The organism is Neobacillus sp. 204 (genome assembly GCF_046562815.1).
Classification (GTDB): domain Bacteria; phylum Bacillota; class Bacilli; order Bacillales; family Cytobacillaceae; genus Neobacillus.
Genome location: NZ_JBJORY010000008.1, coordinates 289,441 through 313,492, shown reverse-complemented (window position 1 = coordinate 313,492; position 24,052 = coordinate 289,441). Strand labels below are relative to the sequence as shown.

Sequence of the window (24,052 nt, the reverse complement as noted above, 5' to 3'; positions counted from 1 at the left end):
AGGGGGAAAAGTGGTTGAAAATCAGAAGAATTTTACCGTTATTTTTGGTCTTTTTAATGGTTTTTTCTAGCTTTGCACAGGCAGCGGCTCCTTCAGGGGCAAAAATTAGCAAAGCGAACAAGGCAACGGTAGCAGCAAAAGCTAATACCTTGAAAAAACTTCCAGAATCAGTAAAAGTAAAAAATACACAGAAAAATTATAAAAGATCAGATAAAGTTCGTGTAATTGTTGAAGTTGATGGTGACCCTGCGATTACATATGCAACAAAGCAAGGGAAAAAGTATAGTGAACTATCAAAATCAGTCAAAACACAGCTTCAAAATAAAATACAAAATGAACAGCAGGCTGTGAAAAGCCAGTTTTCGAAAAAAGCAATTAAAATGCAATACAAACAAAACTTTACAACTACAGTTAATGGATTTAGCGGTATTGTTGAATATGGACAAATTGCTGCGATTAAAACGGTTGATGGAGTAGCAAATGTATCGATTGCAACTGAATATCAACGTCCTGAAATTGAGCCAAACATGAAATATAGTAAAGAAATCGTTGAGGCTCAAAAAGCTTGGGAAGCGTATGGTAAAAAAGGTGAAGGAATGATCGTTGGTATTATTGATACTGGCATTGACCCAAGCCACAAAGATTTTGTCTTAACAGATGGCTCCAAAGCGGCACTTACAGAAGCGGAAGTTGGCGCTGCGGTTGCTGAAAAAGGACTGCCTGGTAAGTTCTACACTGAAAAGGTTCCTTACGGTTATAACTATTACGATGAAAATGCGCAAATTCTAGACTTAGGTCCTGAAGCTTCCATGCATGGTATGCACGTTGCTGGTACGGTTGCAGCAAACGGGGACGAAGCGAATGGCGGAATTAAAGGGGTTGCACCAGAAGCCCAATTGCTTGCTCTGAAAATATTCGGTAATGACCCAGAAATGCCTTCAACATGGGGGGACATTGAAATTAAAGCGATTGATGATGCCATCAAATTAGGCGCAGATGTCATCAATATGAGCTTAGGTTCTACAGCTGGTTTCGTTCTACCAGATGCTCCAGAGCAACAAGCTGTTCAAAGAGCTGTTGATAACGGTGTGTTAATGTCGATCTCAGCTGGTAACTCTAACCAAATTGGGGATGGCTATTCAAATCCATATGCAGAAAACCCTGATTACGGTGTGGTAGGTACACCTGGTAGTGCAAACAGCTCATTACAGGTTGCTTCTCTTGAAAATAACTATCTTGATCTATATGCTGCTACGTATTCATTTGATGGTACGGAAGCTGGCAAGGCTCCATATCTTTCTTCAAGCAGTGTAGACCCTAACACATTAGAACAAAAGAAGTTTGATATTATTGATGCTGGAATTGGACAGCCTTCTGATTTTGCAGGAAAAGATTTCACTGGGAAATACGCGTTAGTAAAACGTGGAACCCTTACATTCGTTGAGAAAACAATGAATGCTCAAACTGCAGGTGCTGCAGGAATTATCGTTTATAACAATACAAATGGATTACTCAGCATGGCTACCTCTCCAGAAATTAAGATTCCACAGCTTTTTGCTTTAAAATCTGATGGAGATACGATGAAGGCAGCATTAGATGCGAGCCAGAAAGTATCGATTGAATTCCAAGGGGATAAGAAAACAACCCAAAATCCATCTGCAGGACAAATGTCTACTTTCACTTCTTGGGGCGTCACATCTAATTTAGATTTCAAACCAGAAATCACTGCACCAGGTGGAAATATCTATTCCACATTAAATAATGACCAATATGGCGTAATGAGTGGTACATCGATGGCAGCACCACACGTTTCAGGTGGATCTGCACTTGTTCTTGAACGTGTGAAAGAAGATTTTGCTAATCTTACAGGTGCAGCTAAAGTAGGTATGGCGAAAAACATTTTAATGAACACAAGTAAAGTGATTGATGATAAAGGCACATATAATGCCGCTTACACACACAACCCATACTCACCACGTCGTCAAGGTGCTGGTGTAATGCAATTATATGCAGCCCTAAGTACACCGATTGTTGTGACTAATAAGGCGACAAATGAAGCAAAGGTTGCTTTAAAAGAAATTAAAGGTAATGAAGCTACTTTCACTTTAAAAGCAGAAAACTTCTCAGACCAACCTGTTACTTATAAAGTAAATGGTAATGTTCAAACTGATTTAGTAATCAATGGTGTGGATACCTTAGAAGCACAAGGCATTTACAAAGCAAATGGCAGCTTCGATCCTGATACAGGAGTTGGAGAGTTCCCAATTTCATTTAGTTCAGACGGACTTAGTGGAGACCAACTAACTATTCCTGCTAAAGGTAGTGCAACAGTTGATGTAAAAGTTGACTTAGATCCAGAAAACACAATTGATTGGTGGTACTATGAGCCATTAGATTCCATTTTTAAAAATGGTTACTTTGTTGAAGGTTTCGTAACTTTAACAGATGTAAACGATGTAAATCCAACGGTTTCAGTACCATATGTTGGGTTCAATGGTGATTGGAATAAGTCACCAATTTTAGATGCAATGATTTATGACGACAAAATTGATGGCTCCTTCTATGGATGGACAGGTATGCTTACATCCGCAGGCACAGACCAAGAAGGTAACGAGAACTTTAACTACTTAGGTGTTAATCCAGCTGTTCCAAATGATTTTGAAGATCCAGCTTACGTGTCACCTAAGTCTGCCAACATTGCGATTTCACCAAATGGAGATGGTCAAAACGATAATGCGATTCCAATTCTTTCATTCTTACGAAATGCTAAATCAGTAGAGTATAAGATTGTCGATAAAGATGGGAATGTACTTCGTAAAATTAAATCTGATACACTTGTATCTAAAAACTTCAACGATGGCGGAAGAGGCGCACAAAACTACCTAAATCCTGCCAACGCTTGGGACGGAAAAGTGAAAAACAAGTTAGTAGCAGATGGTCAATATTTCTATGAAGTAGATGCAACCATTGATTATGCGGGTAAAGATGCACAAAAAGTGACATTCCCTGTCCTTGTTGACACAGTTGCACCTACTGTAACAGCAAGCGTAATCGGTAATAAATTAACGGTTGGATCAACAGATGTAAATGGTTCAGGTGTTGCGTATTACGATATTACTGTGAATGGGAAATCTGCATACGGTGAAAAAGAACTTCCATTAGCAGGCGATAAAACAGAATATACTCTAAAAGAAATTCCAGCAGCTGGCGCAACAGTAGAGGTTGTTGCCTATGACTTTGCGGGTAATTCAAGTAAGGTCGAGGCTCCAATAGTAAATGGTGCCAATGATGGTACGATTCCATTTATTCATGTTACCTCTATTGGTGCAACAGGAGTCTACAATTCTCATGAACTTCCTGTTGAAGGATATCTAACAGATGATTCAAAAATTCGTGAATTAACTGTTGACGGAAAGCCTGTAGAGTTAATGTTTAATGCTGATGAAGCACGTTATGAATTCAGCACAACAGTCAATGTCGTCAAAGATGGTGTACACAAAATTCTAATTTCCGGTACAGATGTTGCAGGAAATGTGAGTTCTTACCAAGTCCGTGATCTTATCGTTGATACCACAGCACCAAGAATTAGTGTGAGTGTTCCAACTAGAGTGAAAGCAGATGTAAGCTCTGTTGACCTTAATGCAACCATTTCTGATAACTTTGATAAGATTCGCTACTTTGTTGATGGCAGCGAAGAATTCTTTAAAGATTTCGCTGAGCCATATGAGATGAGAAGCATTAGCCAAGGTGTTACAACTAAACTTGATCTTGAGCCTGGTAACAATACCTTTACACTTGAGCTTGTCGATATCGCAGGCAACAAGACAACCAAAGAAGTGAAAATCTTCCGAGGCCATCAAGTGAAGTTCTACAACGGCAGTACTCTTGTGAAACAATCGGATGTAGTCAAGAATGGAAAAGTGTCAGCACCAGCAGCTCCAACTAAGTCGGGTTACACCTTCTTCGGTTGGTATAAAGATGCTGGCTTCAAAACAAAGTTTGACTTTAATGCACCGATTGTAGCAGACACGAATGTATATGCGCGTTTTGTTAAAAATCCTTCAACACCAACATCTGTAAAAGTTGCTTCTTCTGACTACAATAAATTAACAGTTAGCTGGGCAAAAGTATCGGGTGCAAGTGGTTATGAAGTGTACCGTGCAACTTCAAAAACCGGAGCTTACAGCAAAGCAGCTGCGGTTAGCGGAAGTACATCAAGCTATGCAAATAGCAGCTTGACTACTGGTCAAACCTACTACTATAAAGTAGTTGCTTATACAAACGTAGAAGGTAAAAAACTTGTAAGTCCAAGCTCAAGCATTGTAAGTGCTAAGCCAGGTCTTAAAACACCTACCAGTGTGAAGGCTGATAAGGCAAGCAGCACATCTATTAAAGTTTCTTGGAGTAAAGTAAGTGGAGCAAGTGGTTATAAGGTGTATCGTGCTACTTCAAAATCTGGAAGCTACACAAAAGTAAAAACAACTACTTCTGGAAGCTATACAAATACGAAATTAACCAAGGGCAAAACTTACTACTATAAAGTAAGAGCTTATCGTACCGTAAATGGTAAAAAGGTTTACAGTTCCTATTCTAGTATTGTATATAAACGATTAAGTAAGTAATGAGAACAAAAAGGAGCGCTCGGATTCTTGAATCCAAGCGTTCCTTTTTACTTTTCATAATATGAAGCCGTCCTAAAAGAAATAGGTGCCGATCATATCGATACGATGAAAGATTTAGGCCCATATGATATTACGACCTACCAATCTACTCACAATACCGGCGGTGTCATCATGGGATCTGACCCAGCAACCTCTGCTGTAAATAATTATTTGCAAATGTGGGATTACGATAACTTATTTGTCGTGGAGGCAACTGCGTTCCCGCACAACTCAGGATATAATCCCACCGATACCGTTGGCGCCTTAGCCTATCGGGCAGCAGAAGGCATCCTTAAATACCAGGATAAGGGCGGACAAGTGGTTTAATTTCTATTGGAATGGATTAAATCATCTTGATAGTGTTAATATAGATAAATGAATTGGAAATAGGAGGAGAAATAAATGACGACAGTAAATGATAACAATACTTTACCACCAAAAACTTGTTCGATTGAACGCTTAGTAACCATGGAAGCGGATGTAAAAAAAGTCCTTGCCGGTGAAAAAACGGCAACACGCCGTAACGGCCGATATGCTGACCCTGGTGAAATTATGACACTAGAAGGCCGTGACTTTGTGGTTGATCGTGTCTATTCTCAATCATTAGGTGAATTAACAGATGCCGATGCCCGCCGTGAAGGCTTTGAAACGGTAGAAGAGTACAAACAGTCGATTCTAAGCTATCACCCAGGAATGCCTTGGCTGCCGCAAATGCGGGTCTGGGTTCATGAGTTTAGCCCTGTTCAAAAATAGTATCTGATGCCAGTGGCCCATTTCATCAATGGGCTGCTTTTTTTATGGGCAAACCACCGCAATTGAAAGTCAATTATTTGGTTAATGGTTGGAAAAAAATTATAATGTTCATAGAAAAGGATTTCCAACAGGCTGGAGTGAGAGGATGACATTTTTATCAAAATACATAAAGAAATATTGGAAATCTTTTAGCATAGCTGTTCTTTTTCTGACCTTCGAGGCCCTTAGTGATTTGCTGCAGCCAACCATTATGGCAAAAATTATTGATGAAGGTGTGGCCAACAAGGATATCAATTATGTGTTGAAAATGGGCGGATTGATGCTATTGATTACGGCCTGTGGAGCGGTTGCTGCTTCGACTAGAAGTGTGGTTGCCAGTATCGTTTCCCAAAACTTCGGGACGGAGTTAAGGTCGGATTTGTTTAAAAAAATTCAAACGCTTTCGTTTAAGAACATCGATAAATTCGACCGCGCCTCGTTAGTCACGAGACTGACGAATGATGTCACCCAAGTTCAGGTGTTTGTAAATGGATTAATGAGGATTTTCGTCAAAGCCCCGTTACTAGCCATTGGCGGGTTGATTATGGCGACGCGGTTAAACTTGCAGCTTTCGGTTGTATTAGCCGTAGTTGTCCCGATTGTGGCATTGTTAATCATCGTTAATTTGCGATTAGGCTTTCCCCGTTTTTCCCGTGTGCAAAAAGCATTGGACCGGGTGAATAGTGTCATGCGTGAGTACTTATCCGGAGTCAGGGTGGTTAAGGCTTTTAACCGTTTTGATGTGGAGGTAGGTAAGTTTGCAAAAGTAAATGATGATTATAAACAGCAATCAATTGCCGCGAACCGCCTTATGGCCACCTTTAGCCCTGCGATTATGTTGACCGTAAATCTTGGCATTGTCGCTGTCCTTTGGATCGGTGGATCCGGCGTAAATACCGGTGACATTCAGGTCGGCCATATTATCGCCTTTATCAACTATATGACGCAAATATTATTTTCGCTGATGATGATCTCGATGGTTTTTAATATGTTTGTCAGAGCAAAGGCCTCAGCTGGAAGAATCGATGAAGTATTTTTGCAAGAGGATCACCTTACATGGCCTGAAGTAATGAACGAACCTTTCAAGGAAAAAGGTCGAATCGATTTTGAAAATGTCTCGTTTTCCTATGAAAACACAGCGGGCGAGCCTATTTTAAAAAATATTAATCTCACAATCCAGCCCGGAGAAACGGTGGGAATCATCGGTTCTACCGGGTCAGGAAAAAGCACTCTCGTCGGACTGATCCCCCGCTTCTATGATACCGTGAACGGGACGATCAAGGTGGATGGTGTTGATAGTAAACTGGTCGATCCGAAGATTTTACGAGAGAAAATTGCCATGGTGCCGCAGAAGAATATTTTATTTACGGGTAGTGTCGCAGAAAATATTCGTTGGGGTATGGAAGAAGCAACTGATGCGGAAGTGGTGACAGCCGCGACCATTGCAGGAGCCCATGAGTTTATCGAGCGGTCACCGGAAGGCTACCACACAAGAATTGGTCAAGGCGGTGTTAATTTCTCTGGTGGGCAAAAGCAGCGGATTGCCATTGCCCGTGCGCTAGTGAAACAACCAGAAATTCTGATATTAGATGATAGTACAAGTGCAGTCGATGTTGCAACAGAGGCAAAAATCAAGGAGTCTCTGAAGAAATATGCTAAAGGGCTGACCTGTTTATTGATAGCGCAACGGATCACCTCAATCATTGATGCCGATAAAATCGCTGTCCTCGATCACGGGGAGCTGGTTGGGGTCGGAACCCATCAGGAACTATTGAAGGATTGCCAAGTGTACCAGGAAATCTATCAATCTCAAGTCGGCAAGGAGGTGCAGCATTAATGTCAAAGGGAAATGTACAAACGGAAAGCGCCTCCCCTACCCCTCCGCCGATGCGGCCAGGTGGCTTTGGCGGTGCGGGGCGCCGTGGACCTGTTATAAAGCCAAAGAACTTTAAAGGAACTCTGCAACGGCTTTGGCAATACTTTGGCAAAGAGCGGAAAATGCTTTCGATCATTTTTATCTTTATTGTCGTAGATGCAGCTCTAATGCTCCTCGCTCCCTTCCTGATTGGGAAAGCAATTGATGCCATGCGTAGTCAGGGCGGAAAAGTCGATTTTGGCTTTCTTGAGGTGATGATTGTCATTTTGGTGGCTGCCTATGTGATGGACAGCCTGCTTACTTTCTTACAAGGATGGCTGATGGCAGGCGTATCGCAGCGAATTGTTAAAAGTTTACGGGATTCCCTTTTTAAAAAATTACAAAAGCTGCCTGTGTCGTTTTTTGATTCTCGTTCACACGGTGAATTAATGAGCAGGCTTTCAAATGATGTGGATAACGTAAGTAATACCATCTCGCAATCGACGACGCAATTAATGTCCGGGGTTGTCATTATTACCGGGTCATTAATTTTAATGATGCTATTAAGCCCTTTATTAACGCTAGCCAGCTTAATAACCGTACCGCTTGTTTTTTTATTAACAAAGACGATTGCGAAACGGACGAGTGTCTTTTTTAAAAGCCAACAAGACCAGTTGGGAAAATTAAATGGACATATTGAGGAAACCATTTCTGGAATTGAAATTGTCAAAGCCTTTAATCATGAAGAAAAGGTCATTAAAGAGTTTGATGTCGTCAATGCCAGACTGCGTGAGGTCGGCCTCAAGGCTCAAATCTGGTCCGGGTTTTTGATGCCGATTATGAACGTGATTAATAACTTGGGCTTTGCAGTGGTCGCTGTGGTTGGCGGGATTCTGGCGGTCAAAAGCATCATCACGGTGGGGGCGATTGCCAGTTTCATCACCTATTCTAGGCAATTTGTTAGGCCGCTTAATGATTTAGCCAATATTTTCAACATTCTTCAGTCAGGTGTGGCCGGGGCAGAGCGCGTCTTCGAAATCATCGATGAACAAGAGGAACCGCTCGACGCACCTCAAGCTATTTCCTTGGAAAATCCAAGAGGAAATGTCGTATTTGAAAATGTTAGTTTTGGGTATCGGCCAGATGTTCCAATTCTAAAAAACGTCAGCTTTGAAGCCGACATCGGCAGCAGTACTGCCCTCGTCGGTCCAACCGGTGCGGGAAAAACAACGATAGTAAACTTGCTGACGAGATTTTATGACGTGACCAGCGGACGAATTCTCTTAGATGGCCATGATATCCGTGAGTATACACGGGATAGTTTACGAAGATGCTTTGGCTTTGTCCTCCAGGATACCTATTTATTCTCAGGGACAATCAAGGAAAACATCAAGTATGGAAATGCAGAGGCAACCGACGATGAGGTCGAGCGTGCGGCGAAGATGGCCAATGCCGACACATTTATCAAACGGCTGCCAAACCAGTATGAAACGGTTTTAACCGAAAATGGCGGTAATCTAAGTCAAGGCCAGCGGCAGCTGTTAGCCATTGCAAGAGTCATCTTAGCGAAGCCTGCTTTGCTCATCTTAGATGAAGCCACGAGCAGCATTGACACCCGCACAGAGCTGCATATTCAAGAAGCCTTGTTAACATTGATGGAGAACCGGACCAGCTTTATCATTGCCCACCGCCTCAACACGATTCGCGATGCCGACACCATTATGGTGATCGACCACGGCGAAATCATCGAGAACGGAAACCACGAGACGTTGATGGCCCTAGAGGGTAAATATTATAGTATGTTTTTTAATCAATTCAAAAACGTGGAAACGGCTTTGGATTGATAGCGGGACTGGGTAACCAGTCTTTTTTTTTAGGCCTTTTGGTATGGGAATGGTTTCTGGCTGGCTAAATTCAAATCTTCTATCAAAAAACAACATAAAATACTGACAACTGTAAAGACACCTGCTAGAATACTAATTGTTCTTGTACCTAAACAAATGAATTTTAGGGAATAATAGATAAAAAATTGCTACTGACTTAGGGGGTCCACATGAAAAACAAAAAGGAAATATCAGGCCGGAGGTTGCTTGGCATCGCCGGGATGGGCTGGATGTTTGATGCCATGGATGTCGGCATGCTTTCTTTCATTATTGCAGCCTTAAAAGTAGAATGGGATTTGTCGCCTGGACAGATGGGCTGGATTGGGAGTGTCAATTCGATTGGGATGGCCGTTGGTGCACTTATTTTTGGATTAATGGCAGATAAAATTGGCCGCAAAAATGTATTTATCATCACTTTATTATTATTTTCAATCGGGAGCGGTCTTTCCGCGCTTACTACAACACTAGGAGCCTTTTTAGTGTTAAGGTTCTTCATCGGCGCTGGTCTAGGCGGAGAACTTCCTGTTGCCTCAACCCTTGTTTCAGAAAGTGTCCCCGCTGAAAAGCGCGGCAGGGTTGTCGTACTTTTGGAAAGCTTTTGGGCAGGCGGGTGGTTGGTGTCCGCTCTTATTTCTTACTTTGTTATCCCAAAATATGGTTGGCAGATTGCCCTAATTATTAGTGCCATCCCTGCTTTGTATGCGTTATATTTACGGATCGGTTTACCTGATTCTCCGCGCTTTTCAGCAATAAAGAAAACAGAAAGAATTTCTGCTTTTCAAGGCTTTGCAAGATTATGGTCGAAGGAATATCGCCGTCAGACGGCCATGCTCTGGATTGTCTGGTTTTGCGTCGTCTTCTCCTATTATGGCATGTTCCTGTGGCTTCCTAGTGTCATGGGCATGAAGGGCTTTAGTTTAGTCAAAAGCTTTGAATATGTGTTGATTATGACTGTGGCGCAGTTACCAGGCTACTTTACTGCTGCTTGGTTTATCGAAAAATTTGGGCGTAAATTTGTCTTAGTGGTTTATTTACTTGGAACGGCAGTCAGTGCCTATTTCTTTGGAACCGCAGATACCACCGCACAATTGCTGACAGCGGGTATCCTGTTATCGTTCTTTAATTTAGGTGCTTGGGGAGGCCTTTATGCATATTCACCAGAGCAATATCCGACAATTATTCGCGGAACAGGTACTGGTATGGCCGCTTCCTTTGGACGAATCGGCGGGGTCCTTGGACCATTATTGGTAGGATCGCTTGTCACAAAGAACGTGTCGATTTCAACGATTTTTACGATTTTCTGTATCGCCGTCCTTGTCGGCGCTTTTACCGTCCTCTTTTTGGGAAAAGAGACGAAAAGAAAAGAATTAGTATAATAATTTTTCCGGGGAGATTCCTTAATTTGGAATCTCTTTTTTTTGTTTGTGAACCTTGAAACATATTTAACCAAAATATTTGGAAACCGTGTTTCGTTAACCAATAAAAGTAAATCCTTTTCGACTTTAGTAGAATAAAGCCATTTTTATTAATAAAACTGTATTTTTTATATATTGCAAATTATTTTAAAATAATTTACAATAACACTAGACGAACCCCTAAATATTTTGTACAATGTTTTCAGAATATTATCTTTTTTTAAAACAGTTAGACAAAGGTATTTGGGAAATTTTCAAAAAAAATAGGGGGTTTAACATGAGGAAGAAAAAATTAGCTGGAGTATTTATGTCTTTTATGGTAGCAGCAGGGGTGTTGGCAGGATGTAATTCAAGTGCTAGTGGTGATGGGGAAAAAAGCGACAAGATTAAAATTGGTGCAAACCTTGAACTATCTGGCGGAGTAGCTTCTTATGGTCAATCAGCAAAAGAAGGTATTCAATTAGCAATCGAGGAAATCAACAAAGAAGGTATTAATGGCAAGAAACTAGAGCTAGTAACAGTCGACAATAAATCAGATGCAGCAGAAGCCACAAGCGGTGCTTTAAAACTTGCCACACAAGATAAAGTTGTTGCGATGATCGGTGCGTCAACAAGTACAAACACACTAGCACAAGTCCAGATTGCTCAAGATAATAAAATTCCATTAATCACACCAACTGCAACAAACGCTACGATTACTAATAAAGATGGAAAGCTAAATGACTTTGTCTTCCGTACATGCTTTATCGACCCATTCCAAGGTACAGTTGCAGCGAACTTTGCAAGCAATGATTTAAAGGTTAAGAGCGCGGCTGTTCTAATTGATAGCTCAAGCGATTACTCTAAAGGTCTTGCGACATCCTTTAAAAAGTCATTTGAAGCAAATGGCGGAAAAATTGTTAAAGAAGAAGCATATGTAGCAAAGGATACAGATTTCCGTGCAACATTAACAAATATTAAGGCAGCAAATCCAGAATATATCTTTGTTCCTGGTTTCTATGAAGAAGTAGGTTTAATTATCAAACAAGCTCGTGAGCTTGGCTTAAATGTGCCAATCATGGGTGGCGACGGTTGGGATTCTCCTAAACTAGTAGAAATTGCAGGCGCAGCATCCCTTAATAACACATTTATTACAAACCACTATTCATCAGGTGATAGTGATAAGAAGGTTCAAGACTTTGTTGCAGCGTTCAAAGCAAAATACGATGGTAAATCTCCGGATGCCTTTACAGCTCTTGGTTATGACACAGTATACTTCCTTGCGGATGCGATTAAACGTGCTGGAAGCAGTGACTCTAAGAAAATCCAGAAGGCACTTGCAGAAACAGATGGATTAGAACTTGTTTCAGGAAAAGTGAAGCTTGATAAAAACCATGATCCAATTAAAGCGGCTGTTATCCTTGAGTACAAAAACGGTGAACAACAATTTAAGACAAAGATAAACCCTTAAATAGAAAAGCGGAAGCGCCTTGTACAGGGAAAAAAGTAGTTCATTTTTTCCTAGGGGCGACAGGCATAAGACGAGCCGGCGAGAAGGTTGCTCTTTAACCTTCTTGACGGATTGGCTTATGACCCCGAGCCCCTAGGCGCTGTAGCTAGCCCGATAGAATCTGCTAGACAAATTATATATAGTTTGCCAAAGGGATAGGGAGCAGAAGTCTCCCTATTCCAATTTGTAAGAGAAAAGCACGTTCCCCAACATGCCTACCTTGTTTATTCATATTAAAAGAAACGTTGAAGTCGGTCCAAAGGAGTGTAAGACATATGGAATTAATACAGCAGCTTGTCAATGGAATTTCCTTGGGCAGTATTTATGCATTAATCGCCTTAGGATACACAATGGTATACGGTATTGTAAAACTAATTAACTTTGCCCATGGGGATGTCTTCATGGTTGGTGCCTTTATAGGCTTTTATTCGATTACTATTCTTGATATCGGATTTTTCCCAGCTTTACTTATTTCGATGGCTGCCTGTGCCATCTTTGGTGTATTAATCGAAAGGATTGCTTATAAACCCCTTCGAAATGCAACGAGAATCGCTGCCCTTATTACGGCGATTGGGGTTTCACTGTTTATCGAGTATGGAACTATTTATATTCGTGGTGCCCAGCCGGAAGCCTATCCAGACGGGATCGTTCCATTAAAAACCCTCGAGGTTTTTGGCGTGAAAATAAGCGGTCAGTCTATCCTTATTTTAGGAACCTCCGTATTTCTAATGATTCTACTACAATTTATCGTTCATAAAACCAAAATTGGTAAAGCGATGCGTGCCGTTTCACATGACATGGATGCCGCAAGATTAATGGGAATCAATGTGAACAATACGATTTCTGCAACATTTGCGATTGGATCTGCCCTTGCCGGAGCAGCGGGCGTAATTTTTGGTGTCTACTATACAAAAATTGAGCCATTGATGGGAATCATCCCGGGGCTTAAAGCGTTCGTTGCAGCAGTTTTAGGCGGAATTGGAATTATTCCTGGCGCGATGACCGGTGGTTTGTTGTTGGGCGTCATTGAGTCACTTGTTAGTGCGGCAGGTTACTCTCTATGGCGAGACGGTGTAGCGTTTGTTGTTCTAATCTTAATTTTAATTTTCCGTCCTGCAGGTCTATTTGGTAAAAATATCAGGGAAAAGGTGTAAGGAGGTCTTTTAGCAATGACAATGTTTAAAAATGCAAAATTTTTCTGGACCTCGATCGTTTTAGCCGTCATATTTTCGGTCGTCATGCAATTTTTAATTACTGGTGGAACATTAAATCAGTTTTATGTAAATACGTTATTTTTTATCGGTATTAATATTATTCTAGCTGTAAGTCTTCACTTAATTATTGGGGTCACCGGTCAGTTTTCGATTGGACATGCTGGATTTCTAGCTGTTGGCGCTTACGCCTCAGCAATTATAACAATGAAACTCGGCCTCCCGTTTCCAGTTGCCCTTGTTGTTGGTGGTTTGGCCGCAGCGGTGGCAGGTTTGATCATTGGAATTCCTTCCTTACGACTAAAAGGAGATTATCTAGCAATTGCCACGCTTGGATTTGGAGAGATTGTGAGAATTGTCTTCTTGAATATTGATTATGTTGGCGGAGCAAGTGGAATGACAGTCTCCCACTTTACGACGTGGCCATGGCTGATCGGATGTGTAATATTAACCATAGTAGTTATTGCGAACTTTACAAATTCGACGCATGGACGAGCTTGTATTTCCATAAGAGAAAATGAAATTGCTGCAGATGCAATGGGAATCAATACAACCTTCTATAAGGTAACCGCGTTTACCATTGGTGCTTTTTTTGCCGGAATTGCCGGTGCTTTATATGCACATAACTTTTATATCATTCAGCCGACAAACTTTGGCTTTTTGAAGTCATTTGATATTTTAATATTTGTGGTGCTAGGCGGGTTAGGAAGTATGTCCGGAGCAGTGATTGCTGCAGTTTTGTTAACAATCATTTCTACCTACCTCTCTAGCTATCCAGAGGTTCGGATGGTTATTTACAGTCTTGTCCTAATCGTGATGATGCTATTCCGTCCGCAAGGCCTGCTTGGCACAAGAGAAATTACCTCATTCTTTAAAGTTGGTAAAGCGGCTAAAGGAGGAGTACAGCATGACAACAAAAAAACAGTTGCTTAAAGTAGAAAATGCCGGAATCCGTTTTGGCGGTTTAAAGGCTGTTTCGGATGTAAATCTGGAATTAAAACAGGGTGAACTTGTCGGTTTAATTGGCCCCAATGGTGCGGGTAAAACCACATTTTTCAACTTGCTAACAGGTGTTTATGTACCGACGGAGGGAAGCATTTCGTTAGATGGTGAAAAACTTAATGGTTTAGCACCCTATAAGATTACGAAAAAGGGAATTAGCCGGACCTTCCAAAACATTCGCTTGTTTAGTGAATTGTCCGTTCTCAATAATGTAAAGGTAGCCTATCATTCGCTGGCAAAGCATACGATGCTAAGCTCAATTTTCCGCCTTCCGACCCACTTTTCTGGTGAGAAAGAAATGGAAGAAAAGGCAATTGACTTCTTGAAAATCTTCAAGTTGGAAAACTTTATGCATGAAAAGGCCAAGAACTTGCCTTATGGTCAACAGCGCCGTCTTGAAATTGCCCGGGCCTTGGCTGCTGGTCCGAAATTATTGCTGCTGGATGAACCGGCTGCCGGAATGAATCCACAAGAAACAGAAGAACTAATGAATTTAATTTCGTTGATCCGTGAGAAGTTTTCACTAACAATCCTCTTAATCGAACATGACATGCCCCTTGTTATGGGTGTATGTGAGCGTATCTACGTGCTTGACCATGGTCAATTAATTGCTGATGGCACACCAGATCAAATCAGAAATAATCCAAAAGTCATCGAAGCTTATCTTGGAGAGGAGGTCTCCTAATGCTAAAAGTTAATGATATTAATGTTTATTATGGAATTATCCACGCATTGAAGGGGGTTTCCCTCGAGATCAATCAAGGAGAAATTGTTACATTGATTGGCGCCAATGGTGCGGGGAAAAGTACGCTTTTACAAACCATCTCAGGACTGTTAAAGCCCAAAAATGGTGAAGTATTGTTTGAAGGTGAACATGTGGCTGGCAAGGTCCCGCAATTAATTGTAAAGCGGGGCATTTCACAAGTACCGGAAGGCCGTCGTGTTTTTTCGAACATGTCCGTGGAAGAAAATCTTGAATTAGGTGCCTACCTAAGGAAAGATAAAAAAGGGATTCAAGAAGATTTTGAAAAGGTCTATCAGCTTTTCCCACGCTTGCTAGAGCGCCGAAAACAGCAGTCTGGTACCCTTTCAGGAGGAGAGCAGCAAATGCTCGCCATGGGACGCGCATTAATGGCTAGGCCTCGTCTATTATTGTTAGATGAGCCATCCATGGGTCTAGCTCCGTTATTAGTAAAAACTATTTTTAAGATTATCGAGGAAATCAATAAAACAGGCACAACGATTCTCTTAGTAGAGCAAAACGCCAATATGGCGCTATCCATTGCTGACCGTGCCTATGTTATTGAAACAGGAAAAATTGTAGCTTCTGGTACAGCTGACGAGCTAAATCAAAGCGACCAGATTAGAAATGCTTATCTAGGCGGGCATTAATCGGAAAGCGGAAGCGTCTTGCCAGGGGCGACAAGCATAAGACGAGCCGGCGAGAAGGTTGCTCTTTAACCTTCTTGACGGATTGGCTTATGACCTCGAGCCCCTAGACGCTGGAGCTAGACAAACCGAAAAGCGGAAGCGTCTTGTCGAAGGAAAAAGAGGTTCATTTTTTCCCAGACATTAGAGCAAGACATCCAATAGGAGTTGGGATTCCCAACTCCTTTTCACATTAAATCTTCATTTTTCTCTGTTCAGGATCAAGCTGGAATTTCTGACGGCGCTGTGGTTTTATTAGATGTCTTATTTTATTTGCATAATCCTCATACAGCTGTTCAAGCCCTACCAACGTTAGGGAGAAAAAGTTGGCGTAATTCTTCTGGACTTCCCACTTTAACTCGTTCTTCCCACAAATACTATATTTATTTAACTCTTCTATTTCCTCACGAATTTTAGCTAATTCGGGCTCTTGTTGCTCTCCTGGCAGGGAAAGAACATAATCGATTTTATCAATATAATGAATGGATTTTTCGATCTTCCAATTAATTTCTTGATACCCTGCTTTATCAATCAGCCTGTATTTTAATTTGAATTCATTTAGTAGTTTAGCAGATTCATAGGTCGACATCACAATATCATCACGGGTCATATCCTTCGTTTCATAGCTAAGCATATGTTTCCAAGAAGGCTGGGTAATCGCCGCGCGGTGGTCCTCAAGGGTATGGCAGAACTTTTTATAGCCGTGCAGCTCTGGATTTTCAAAGGCAGGGCTTGCAGGGTCAAGGAACGGTGCAAGCGGTGCAACAAAATAGAAAATCCGTTTGTCTTGCTGACAGGCAAGATGAATTTTTTCACAGAAATCAATATTTTCTAAGGCACTGACATACGTCTGTCCTGGAATTCCTACCATAAAGAACAGATCAATTTTTTTACAGCCATGTTTTAATGCGAAGTTTAGCGTATCGATCACTTTGCTGTTGGTACAATTAAATTTTCCATTATAACGTCTGATTTTTTCATCATGAGTTTCAAGTGTAATTTCAATACTAAATTGTGGAACACTATCATTTATCTGTTGAAAGAACTCTTCATCTCCATACTGGAATAATTCAAAGACCACTTCATTTTTGAGATTCAGTTCTTGAAGCCTACTAAAAAACTCTTTTACATATTCATGTCCGCCTTGGCGCAAATCATGGAGAATAAAAATCGGTGCCCGGCTAAAGCGTGAAATAAATTTTATATCCTCTACCAGTTTTTCTGGCGACCGTAAGGCAAGAGAATTGCGGTTACAGTTTTGATCATAGGCATCCTTCGAACCGCCGCAGATCAAGCAGTTTTGTGAGCATCCTCTGGCCGTAAGTAAGGCGGTATTCGGATATTGCAGCCATCCGTTGTATGGCAGCGGGTCTAGAAAATTCCGATATTTAAATACAGAACGTATCGCATAGCGATATCCTGGAACATCGAGATCATCCAAATCCTTTGGTATATAGGTAAGCGGATTGTAGCCAATGTCGCTTCCCTTCTTCCACGTTAAATTGGGGATGTCAGCATAGTGGGTATTCCCTTGTTCCATTTTATTCATCAATAGCAGCATCAGTTTTTCGGTAGAATCACCGCGGAACACAAAGTCAATACAAGGATATTCAATCAGTTCTTTATGATAATAGGTCGATGAGAGGCCGCCAAAGATTACTGGGGTATCGGGATGAAGCCTTTTAACTATTTTAGCTAACTCGATGCTGCCGTGAGCATGTGGGAGCCAGTGCAAGTCAATTCCGAAAGCCTTAGTTTGGATGCTCCTTAGCTTCGCTTCGACATCGAACTTCTCACTCATCAGCATCCGGTTGGCAATATTGATGATTTTAACACGAAGGCCGTACCTTTCAAGATATTCTGCAATACTCGTTATGCCGATTGGGTACATTTCAAATACTGGTGACGAGGGAACCACATCACTGATGGGGCCGGCTAGCAGGGAGTTTTTTCGAAAGTCATAGACGCTGGGTGCATGCAAAAGGACTAAATCGTATTTCATTTATTCCACCTCAAGTAGATTAGTTTGGATGAACAGCTTCTTTCTTTGATTTATGGTTGTATAAAACTTGTAATATATTTCACATAAACTGTTTTTACATAGTAAAAATGAAGTTATTATCTTTTTTGGAAATCTTAGTAAGTAACAATTGTTATTTTTAGTGTACTATAATAGTTGTTTGATAGAGTGACAAACGGGTGACAGATTTTGGGTAATTTTGTGTAATTTTTGCATATTTAGTATGCTGAAACTAGGGTGAAAATCTTCAAAATCAGGAGGGATTGAAAGATGGCACAGAGTAAAACCAATGCCATGCGGATTCTAGATGCCAAAAAGATTCGTTATGACATGCTTACATACGATAATAAAGATGGGAAAATCGACGGTGTTTCAGTGGCTGAGAAAATCGGCAAGGATCCTAAGGAAGTTTATAAGACGCTTGTTGCACAAGGTGCGAGTAAGAATGTATATGTCTTTGTCATTCCGGTGCTTGAGGAATTGGATTTGAAAAAGGCAGCGAAAGCAGCTGGTGAAAAGAACATTGAAATGCTTCCAGTGAAGGATATTCAGAAATGGACCGGGTATATCCGCGGCGGCTGCTCGCCAATTGGCATGAAAAAGGAATATAAGACGTTTATTGATGAACAGGCGAAGCTGCTGGATACCATTATTGTCAGCGGCGGGAAGATTGGGATTCAAATGGTGTTAGACCCTGTTCGATTGACAGAGGTTACAAAAGCTGACATTGTCCCAGTCACAAAGTAAGATTTTTTTCCTAGGCACTCACCTATGGGTGACAATCGCATAAGATAGGGTGAAATTTGAATTTTTTCAATGCGATTGTCACTAAAAATAAGGCGCTGGAGCTAGATAGGTAAAGGGAGTGTTGATGAGTGGCAGGAAAACTTAAAAATTACTTTGCTGGCGGTAATACAGCTAGAGGTTTTCATAGTTTATATGATTCTAATCTTCAAGGTCTCGACCGGTTATTTATTTTAAAAGGTGGACCTGGAACAGGTAAATCCTCACTAATGAAAAAGATTGGCAATGAGTGGCTCGATAAGGGCTATGATATTGAATTCTTACATTGTTCTTCCGATAACAATTCCATCGACGGCGTGCTGATCCCCGCATTAAAGGTGGGAATTGTCGATGGAACTGCTCCTCATGTAATTGAACCCAAAGCACCAGGTGCAGTTGACGAGTATATTAACCTCGGGGAGGCCTGGAATGCTCGTGTCTTATCCATCCATAAAAATACAATTCTGAAGTTAACCAATCAAATTAGCCAGTCCTTTCATAAGGCCTACGATACATTTAAAGAAGCACTGGATATCCATGATGATTGGGAAAAAATCTATATTAATAGCATGGATTTTAAGAAAGCAGATCAATTAACGAACAAATTTATTGATACTTTCTTTGGAAAAATGAAGCTTAGTAAAAAGTCAGATATTCGCCATCGCTTTTTAGGGGCAGCAACGCCTAAAGGGGCGGTCGATTTTGTTCCAAATTTAACTGAAGAGATTTCTAAACGTTACTTTATTAAAGGACGCCCAGGTTCTGGAAAGTCTACCATGCTGAAGAAGCTTGCGGCGGCGGCCGAAGTCAGAGGTGTGGATGTAGAGGTTTACCATTGTGGATTTGACCCGCACAGCCTTGATATGGTCATTTTTAGAGAGCTCGGTCTTGCTATCTTTGATAGTACCGCACCACATGAATATTTCCCAAGCCGAGATGGGGATGAAATCATCGATATGTATGAGTTACTAATCGCTCCTGGGACAGATGAAATTTTTGAAGATATCATCAGCAAAATCTCAACGAATTATAAAAATAAGATGATTGAGGCTACTTCCTATTTGTCCAAAGCCAAGGAACTTCATGATGAGTTAGAGGAAATCTATATTGCCGCGATGGACTTTTCGGTTGTGGAAGGAATCCAAAACAAAATAGCGGAGGAAATCAGGGAGTTAGCAGCAAGTAAAGTAGAGTAAGCAATTTTTGAAGATAACTAGTGCTATTTCACCAAATTAGGCGAGGCGCATACATTAGAGGGAAAATAAAATAAAAAGGGAATGAAAACCTTGGATAATTTCAATTACCCTCACGGTCATGGTAGTATGTCTAATTTTCCTTATGTAAACAACATGCGGCAGTCACCGCCGCATGGAGGAGGCCAACAACCACCGCCGCACGGAGGAGGTCATCAACCACCGTCGCATGGAGGAGGCCAACAACCGCCGCCGCACGGAGGAGGTCATCAACCGCCGCCGCATGGAGGAGGCCAACAACCGCCGCCGCACGGAGGAGGTCATCAACCGCCGCCGCATGGAGGAGGTTATCAACCACCGCCGTATGGTGGAGGTCATCAACCGCCGCCGTATGGTGGAGGTCATCAACCGCCGCCGTATGGTGGAGGTTATCATCCACCACATGGGGGCGCCCCAACTGGACCGCCACCAACCTTCATCCCACATGAAACAGTTGGATTATATGCGGTTGATCCAGGAGGAATAAGGCACTGTCTGTACCGGTATACCTATGTTTGGTTGAATAATGGTAAAAGTTTTTGGTATTATCCAACCTATGTAGGCAGAACATCAATCGCCGGGTATCGCTGGCGTGGATACCACTGGGAATATTATGGAATGGATTTAAGTAGAATCCGTTCATTTAGTTGTCAATAAAAAGAAGAACTGTCCTGAATAGGGCAGTTCTTTTTTTTGGTAACATTCTTCTTCAAGATTAAAAGTTCCGAGTGGACTTTTGCATTCCAATTTTAATGAATGTTGGTAACAACGAGGCCATTGGGGCAAGCTACCATTATACTTTGAAATAGAAGGAGCTAAAATAATGAAGAAAGACACCACTTCATCTAATGAAACGGTCGAAGCAAACATTAAGATTAACCAGCAACTTGAAGATGGGAAAGTCCACGCATCTACAGAGAGAAGCTCTGAAGCAGAAAGTGCAAACCTCCAAATGCAGGATCGATTCCGAGGTGAGAATGAACAGTCTTCTGAGGGTATTTCGGGTGCATTTATTTATAACCCTTCTATAAAATTAAATCCGGAAGATTAACGATTAAAAAATCGACTTTCAAATTAGAAAGTCGATTTCTTATTTTTATGTGATAAGAAAGTATAAGTTTTTGAACTTAAATAACTGTCTAGCTCCAGCGCCCTAGCGGCTAGTGTCCTTCGCTCTCCGCCCTACGATAAGTCAAGCACGAATGCGCCTTCGGCTCTTCGTGTTTCCTTTATCTCAGTTGGAGCGCTCCAGGCCATACGCCGCTGAACAGGGCGCTTGCGCTTTTCTTAAGAGATTGGATTCGTCTTGCTTTTCTTTCCTTTGTTGTGCTTATTTCCTTTACTGTTATCACCGCTGACAAATTCACTGGCGAATTCAGCTTCGGCATGCCCGTCCTGGGGCGAGTTTTGATTCTTGCTGCCTTTGTTATATTTCTTGGTCATGTTACTTCCCTCCTTATCTATCGTTTAGTTTGGTTTTGAGGATGTTGATTATTCGGGAAAATTAAAGGAAATATTTGAAGATAAGAGAATTAATCCATAGTTAGACGGAAGTTTTTTTGAAAGGGTTGATTTAGATGCAGTCAAAAGTCACTATGTTAACACGTCTATTTGAAGCGAATCGCAATGAAGCAAATGCCGGGCCGATGAAGAAATATATGAAAAATCACTTTCCCTACCTGGGAATCAAAAAGCCGCAGCGCAGCCAGCTGGAGAAACAATTTTTTCTTGAAACAGGGTTATTAAAGGAGCCTTTTAACCGAGAATTTATTTGCGAGCTTTGGGAGAAGGATGAACGAGAATATCAATATACGGCACTGGTTTATCTTGAAAAGTCATTGAATAGGCTTGAGAAAACGGACCTGCCCTTCATGGAGGAATTAATGAAAACAAAGTCGTGGTGGGATACGGTTGATGCGATCGCTCCTAAACCAGTTGGGAAAATTGCCGAAAAGTTCCCCGAGGTTGTGGCTGAAACGATTGATGGTTGGGCCATTCATGAGAATCTCTGGCTGCGAAGGGCAGCATTGCTTTTTCAATTAAAATATAAAGGGAACACGAATGAAGAACTGCTCTATCAATACATACGTTTGAATGCAGAAAGCAAGGAATTTTTTATCCAAAAGGCAATTGGCTGGGCGTTACGAGAATATTCAAAGACAAATCCAGCTTCCGTAAAGAAGTTTATTGAAGCGACAAAGTTAGCGCCGTTAAGTGTTCGGGAGGGAAGTAAGTATCTAGCTTGAGCATCTGGGAGATAATGTTTTTAATAATCTGGTAAAATGGCAATAATGAAAAGGGATAGAGGGTGGACAGCATGATTAAATGTATTGCTACAGATATGGATGGAACATTATTGAATTCAGTTCAGCAAATTAGCCAAGCGAATAAGGAAGCGATTTTAAAAGCACAGGCCCAAGGAGTAGAAGTGGTTGTTGCGACAGGCAGGTCGTATCAAGAGGCCACCTACGTACTTTCTGAGGCGGGCTTATCCTGCCCAGTTATTTGTGTGAATGGTGCAGAAATTCGTTCTAAAGAGGGGGACGTCCTTTCAGCCACGCCAATCGGTAAACAATTGGCTAGAAAGGTAGCATCGAGGCTCGCGGAAAAGGAAGTATATTTCGAAGTATACACGAATCAGGGAGCCTTCACGATTGACCCGGACAAGGCCGTGTCGATTCTCGTGGATATTGTTATGAGTGCCAACCCTGAAGCGAATCAAGCGGAGATTATCGAGGCCGCAGGGGCAAGAATTCGCGATGGATTAATCCATAAAATTGAGGATTATGAACTGCTTTTTGCTGATGAAGACTCTCAAATTTATAAATTGCTGGCCTTCTCATTTGATGGGGATAGGCTTGAAGCAGCGAACCAATCATTAGCTGACTTAGGGGATCTAGCGGTTGCTTCTTCTGGTCATGAAAACTTGGAAATCACGAATCGTCATGCCCAAAAGGGAATCGCACTGGAGTCATTTGTGGCCGCAAAAGGGATTGATTTAGCAGAAACAATGGCGATTGGCGATAATTATAATGATGTTTCGATGTTTGCCAAAGCAGGCAGATCAGTGGCGATGGGAAATGCCAATTATGAAATCAAGTCTCTTTGTGACGTGATTACAGAAACTAATGAAGAAAGTGGTGTAGCGAAAGCGATTCTAGAGGTTATTTAAAGAAGGGTAGGAGTCAATGAGGAAAGCAGGTTCTATTTTACTAATGATGGTTATCATGTTGTCGGGTTGTTCTCTGTTTGAAAAAAAGGACGATGGAATCGAAGGAAATGAGGTCGTTGTGAATCAGCCAAATGTTGAAGTGTTGGCGGAAAAATTGCAAATACCTTGGTCGATTGATCAGGTGAATCAGACATTTTACATCAGTGAACGAACCGGAAATATCGTGAAGATTGAAAATGGTAAAACAGAACGTCAGCCTGTCCGTTTAGCGCGGCCGCTGGCAAAGGCGGCAGAAGCAGGTCTGCTCGGCTTTGTTCTTGACCCTCAGTTTCTAGATAATCAGCAAGCGTACGCCTATTATACTTACAGCGAAGATGGAAAGGGACAATTTAACCGAGTAGTAGTTCTAAAGACGAATGGCCCAGTCTGGACCGAAGAGAAGATTCTGCTCGACCGGATTCCGAGTGCCGCCTTTCATCACGGCGGCAGGCTGAAAATCGGTCCGGATGGACATCTCTATATCACGACAGGTGATGCGACCACTCCGGAAACCGCTCAGGATGTAAATAGTTTAAATGGGAAGATTTTGCGAATGAAACTGGATGGGACGATTCCAGCAGACAATCCCTTTCCAAACTCGTATGTATACAGCTTTGGGCATCGCAATCCACAGGGGTTAGTGTGGGTGGAGACGGCCTTGTATGCAAGCGAGCATGGTCAATCTGCTCATGATGAGATCAACCAGATTACCCCGGGAGCGAATTATGGCTGGCCAGTGATTCAGGGGACGGAACAGAAAGCTGGGATGTTTACGCCTTTATATCAGTCCGGTAACGAAACATGGGCTCCCTCAGGAATGGCTGCGGCGAATGGAAAGCTTTATGCCGCAACATTAAGAGGCAATGCTGTCCGTGAATTTGGATTGCAACAGAAGCAAACGAGCCCGGTCGTTACAGGACTCGGAAGAATCCGTGACCTTTACGTCGACGGCGACTACCTATACTTCGTCAGCAACAACACCGACGGCCGGGGAAACCCAGAGCAAAATGACGATAAACTATATCGTGTGTTGCTAAAAGATTTGTAAGCTGGAAAGGGTGTCAGGCACC

General features: G+C 41.8%; 19 protein-coding genes and 1 pseudogene. 18 read left to right on the top strand and 2 right to left on the bottom strand.

Going from position 1 to position 24,052, the window contains the following annotated elements:
• Window positions 1-14: 14 nt before the first annotated feature.
• From ACJ004_RS18460 to ACJ004_RS18410, 11 genes and pseudogenes are all read left to right on the top strand, one after another.
• Window positions 15-4,622, top strand: coding sequence for a S8 family serine peptidase (locus ACJ004_RS18460; RefSeq protein WP_410894591.1), 4,608 nt, complete (start codon window positions 15-17; stop codon window positions 4,620-4,622).
• A 69-nt stretch (window positions 4,623-4,691) separates the two neighbouring features.
• A pseudogene (locus tag ACJ004_RS18455) lies at window positions 4,692-4,988 on the top strand (GMC oxidoreductase); the annotation flags it as partial.
• 75 nt (window positions 4,989-5,063) lie between these two features.
• The gene (locus ACJ004_RS18450; RefSeq protein ID WP_410894590.1) at window positions 5,064-5,414 is read left to right on the top strand and encodes an ASCH domain-containing protein; all 351 of its coding nucleotides are present in this window, start codon (window positions 5,064-5,066) and stop codon (window positions 5,412-5,414) included.
• Window positions 5,415-5,559: 145 nt separating this feature from the next.
• Window positions 5,560-7,290, top strand: a complete 1,731-nt coding sequence (locus ACJ004_RS18445) for an ABC transporter ATP-binding protein (protein WP_410894589.1) — start codon at window positions 5,560-5,562, stop codon at window positions 7,288-7,290.
• Complete coding sequence (locus ACJ004_RS18440; RefSeq protein ID WP_410894588.1) at window positions 7,290-9,152, top strand: ABC transporter ATP-binding protein; 1,863 nt, start codon at window positions 7,290-7,292, stop codon at window positions 9,150-9,152. The genes ACJ004_RS18445 and ACJ004_RS18440 overlap by 1 nt, the downstream gene beginning before the upstream one ends.
• Window positions 9,153-9,361: 209 nt before the next feature.
• Window positions 9,362-10,567 carry an MFS transporter gene (locus ACJ004_RS18435; RefSeq protein WP_410894587.1) on the top strand — a complete coding sequence of 402 codons (1,206 nt, stop codon included), beginning with the start codon at window positions 9,362-9,364 and terminating at the stop codon, window positions 10,565-10,567.
• 316 nt (window positions 10,568-10,883) lie between these two features.
• Window positions 10,884-12,056 (top strand): ABC transporter substrate-binding protein, encoded by a 1,173-nt coding sequence (locus ACJ004_RS18430; protein ID WP_410894586.1) that lies wholly within the window; start codon window positions 10,884-10,886, stop codon window positions 12,054-12,056.
• A 314-nt stretch (window positions 12,057-12,370) separates the two neighbouring features.
• Window positions 12,371-13,249 carry a branched-chain amino acid ABC transporter permease gene (locus ACJ004_RS18425; RefSeq protein WP_410894585.1) on the top strand — a complete coding sequence of 293 codons (879 nt, stop codon included), beginning with the start codon at window positions 12,371-12,373 and terminating at the stop codon, window positions 13,247-13,249.
• A gap of 15 nt (window positions 13,250-13,264) precedes the next feature.
• Window positions 13,265-14,239: a branched-chain amino acid ABC transporter permease gene (locus ACJ004_RS18420; RefSeq protein ID WP_410894584.1), complete on the top strand. Its 975-nt coding sequence runs from the start codon at window positions 13,265-13,267 to the stop codon at window positions 14,237-14,239.
• Complete coding sequence (locus ACJ004_RS18415) at window positions 14,214-14,993, top strand: ABC transporter ATP-binding protein (RefSeq protein WP_410894583.1); 780 nt, start codon at window positions 14,214-14,216, stop codon at window positions 14,991-14,993. The genes ACJ004_RS18420 and ACJ004_RS18415 overlap by 26 nt, the downstream gene beginning before the upstream one ends.
• Window positions 14,993-15,700, top strand: a complete 708-nt coding sequence (locus ACJ004_RS18410; protein ID WP_410894582.1) for an ABC transporter ATP-binding protein — start codon at window positions 14,993-14,995, stop codon at window positions 15,698-15,700. The genes ACJ004_RS18415 and ACJ004_RS18410 overlap by 1 nt, the downstream gene beginning before the upstream one ends.
• 229 nt (window positions 15,701-15,929) lie before the next feature.
• On the opposite strand, the gene ACJ004_RS18405 is transcribed toward ACJ004_RS18410, so the two are convergent.
• On the bottom strand, window positions 15,930-17,738 hold the full coding sequence (locus tag ACJ004_RS18405; protein ID WP_410894581.1) for a TIGR04190 family B12-binding domain/radical SAM domain protein: 1,809 nt from the start codon (window positions 17,736-17,738) through the stop codon (window positions 15,930-15,932).
• Window positions 17,739-18,026: 288 nt separating this feature from the next.
• On the opposite strand from ACJ004_RS18405, the gene ybaK reads away from it, so the two are divergent.
• The 4 genes from ybaK (at window position 18,027) to ACJ004_RS18385 (ending at window position 20,822) form a co-directional block, all read left to right on the top strand.
• Window positions 18,027-18,503 carry a Cys-tRNA(Pro) deacylase gene (gene ybaK / locus ACJ004_RS18400; protein WP_410894580.1) on the top strand — a complete coding sequence of 159 codons (477 nt, stop codon included), beginning with the start codon at window positions 18,027-18,029 and terminating at the stop codon, window positions 18,501-18,503.
• Window positions 18,504-18,631: 128 nt separating this feature from the next.
• Complete coding sequence (locus ACJ004_RS18395) at window positions 18,632-19,735, top strand: PRK06851 family protein (protein ID WP_410894579.1); 1,104 nt, start codon at window positions 18,632-18,634, stop codon at window positions 19,733-19,735.
• Window positions 19,736-19,825: 90 nt separating this feature from the next.
• A complete protein-coding gene (locus ACJ004_RS18390) occupies window positions 19,826-20,428 on the top strand; it encodes a hypothetical protein (protein WP_410894578.1) in 603 nt (200 codons plus the stop codon).
• Between the two features lie 166 nt (window positions 20,429-20,594).
• Entirely contained in the window at window positions 20,595-20,822 is a 228-nt protein-coding gene (locus ACJ004_RS18385) for a hypothetical protein (RefSeq protein WP_410894577.1), read from the top strand.
• A gap of 236 nt (window positions 20,823-21,058) precedes the next feature.
• Here the strand turns inward: ACJ004_RS18385 and ACJ004_RS18380 are convergent, their stop codons facing one another.
• Entirely contained in the window at window positions 21,059-21,214 is a 156-nt protein-coding gene (locus ACJ004_RS18380; RefSeq protein WP_410894576.1) for a hypothetical protein, read from the bottom strand.
• A 134-nt stretch (window positions 21,215-21,348) separates the two neighbouring features.
• Between ACJ004_RS18380 and ACJ004_RS18375 the strand changes: the two genes are divergently transcribed.
• The 3 genes from ACJ004_RS18375 to ACJ004_RS18365 all read left to right on the top strand — a co-directional run bounded on the left by ACJ004_RS18375 (window position 21,349) and on the right by ACJ004_RS18365 (window position 24,030).
• The gene (locus tag ACJ004_RS18375) at window positions 21,349-22,017 is read left to right on the top strand and encodes a DNA alkylation repair protein (protein ID WP_410894575.1); all 669 of its coding nucleotides are present in this window, start codon (window positions 21,349-21,351) and stop codon (window positions 22,015-22,017) included.
• 71 nt (window positions 22,018-22,088) lie between these two features.
• Complete coding sequence (locus ACJ004_RS18370) at window positions 22,089-22,943, top strand: Cof-type HAD-IIB family hydrolase (protein WP_410894574.1); 855 nt, start codon at window positions 22,089-22,091, stop codon at window positions 22,941-22,943.
• A gap of 16 nt (window positions 22,944-22,959) precedes the next feature.
• Complete coding sequence (locus tag ACJ004_RS18365; protein WP_410894573.1) at window positions 22,960-24,030, top strand: PQQ-dependent sugar dehydrogenase; 1,071 nt, start codon at window positions 22,960-22,962, stop codon at window positions 24,028-24,030.
• Window positions 24,031-24,052 lie beyond the last annotated feature (22 nt).

Bases quoted from the DNA above. Each gene is read 5' to 3' on its own strand.
- ybaK (WP_410894580.1), top strand. From the start codon at position 18,027: ATGGCACAGAGTAAAACCAATGCCATGCGGATTCTAGATGCCAAAAAG.
- ACJ004_RS18445 (WP_410894589.1), top strand. From the start codon at position 5,560: ATGACATTTTTATCAAAATACATAAAGAAATATTGGAAATCTTTTAGC.
- ACJ004_RS18420 (WP_410894584.1), top strand. From the start codon at position 13,265: ATGACAATGTTTAAAAATGCAAAATTTTTCTGGACCTCGATCGTTTTA.
- ACJ004_RS18415 (WP_410894583.1), top strand. From the start codon at position 14,214: ATGACAACAAAAAAACAGTTGCTTAAAGTAGAAAATGCCGGAATCCGT.
- ACJ004_RS18430 (WP_410894586.1), top strand. From the start codon at position 10,884: ATGAGGAAGAAAAAATTAGCTGGAGTATTTATGTCTTTTATGGTAGCA.
- ACJ004_RS18375 (WP_410894575.1), top strand. From the start codon at position 21,349: ATGCAGTCAAAAGTCACTATGTTAACACGTCTATTTGAAGCGAATCGC.
- ACJ004_RS18385 (WP_410894577.1), top strand. From the start codon at position 20,595: ATGAAGAAAGACACCACTTCATCTAATGAAACGGTCGAAGCAAACATT.
- ACJ004_RS18405 (WP_410894581.1), bottom strand. From the start codon at position 17,738: ATGAAATACGATTTAGTCCTTTTGCATGCACCCAGCGTCTATGACTTT.
- ACJ004_RS18435 (WP_410894587.1), top strand. From the start codon at position 9,362: ATGAAAAACAAAAAGGAAATATCAGGCCGGAGGTTGCTTGGCATCGCC.
- ACJ004_RS18365 (WP_410894573.1), top strand. From the start codon at position 22,960: ATGAGGAAAGCAGGTTCTATTTTACTAATGATGGTTATCATGTTGTCG.
- ACJ004_RS18380 (WP_410894576.1), bottom strand. From the start codon at position 21,214: ATGACCAAGAAATATAACAAAGGCAGCAAGAATCAAAACTCGCCCCAG.
- ACJ004_RS18425 (WP_410894585.1), top strand. From the start codon at position 12,371: ATGGAATTAATACAGCAGCTTGTCAATGGAATTTCCTTGGGCAGTATT.
- ACJ004_RS18410 (WP_410894582.1), top strand. From the start codon at position 14,993: ATGCTAAAAGTTAATGATATTAATGTTTATTATGGAATTATCCACGCA.
- ACJ004_RS18450 (WP_410894590.1), top strand. From the start codon at position 5,064: ATGACGACAGTAAATGATAACAATACTTTACCACCAAAAACTTGTTCG.
- ACJ004_RS18370 (WP_410894574.1), top strand. From the start codon at position 22,089: ATGATTAAATGTATTGCTACAGATATGGATGGAACATTATTGAATTCA.
- ACJ004_RS18440 (WP_410894588.1), top strand. From the start codon at position 7,290: ATGTCAAAGGGAAATGTACAAACGGAAAGCGCCTCCCCTACCCCTCCG.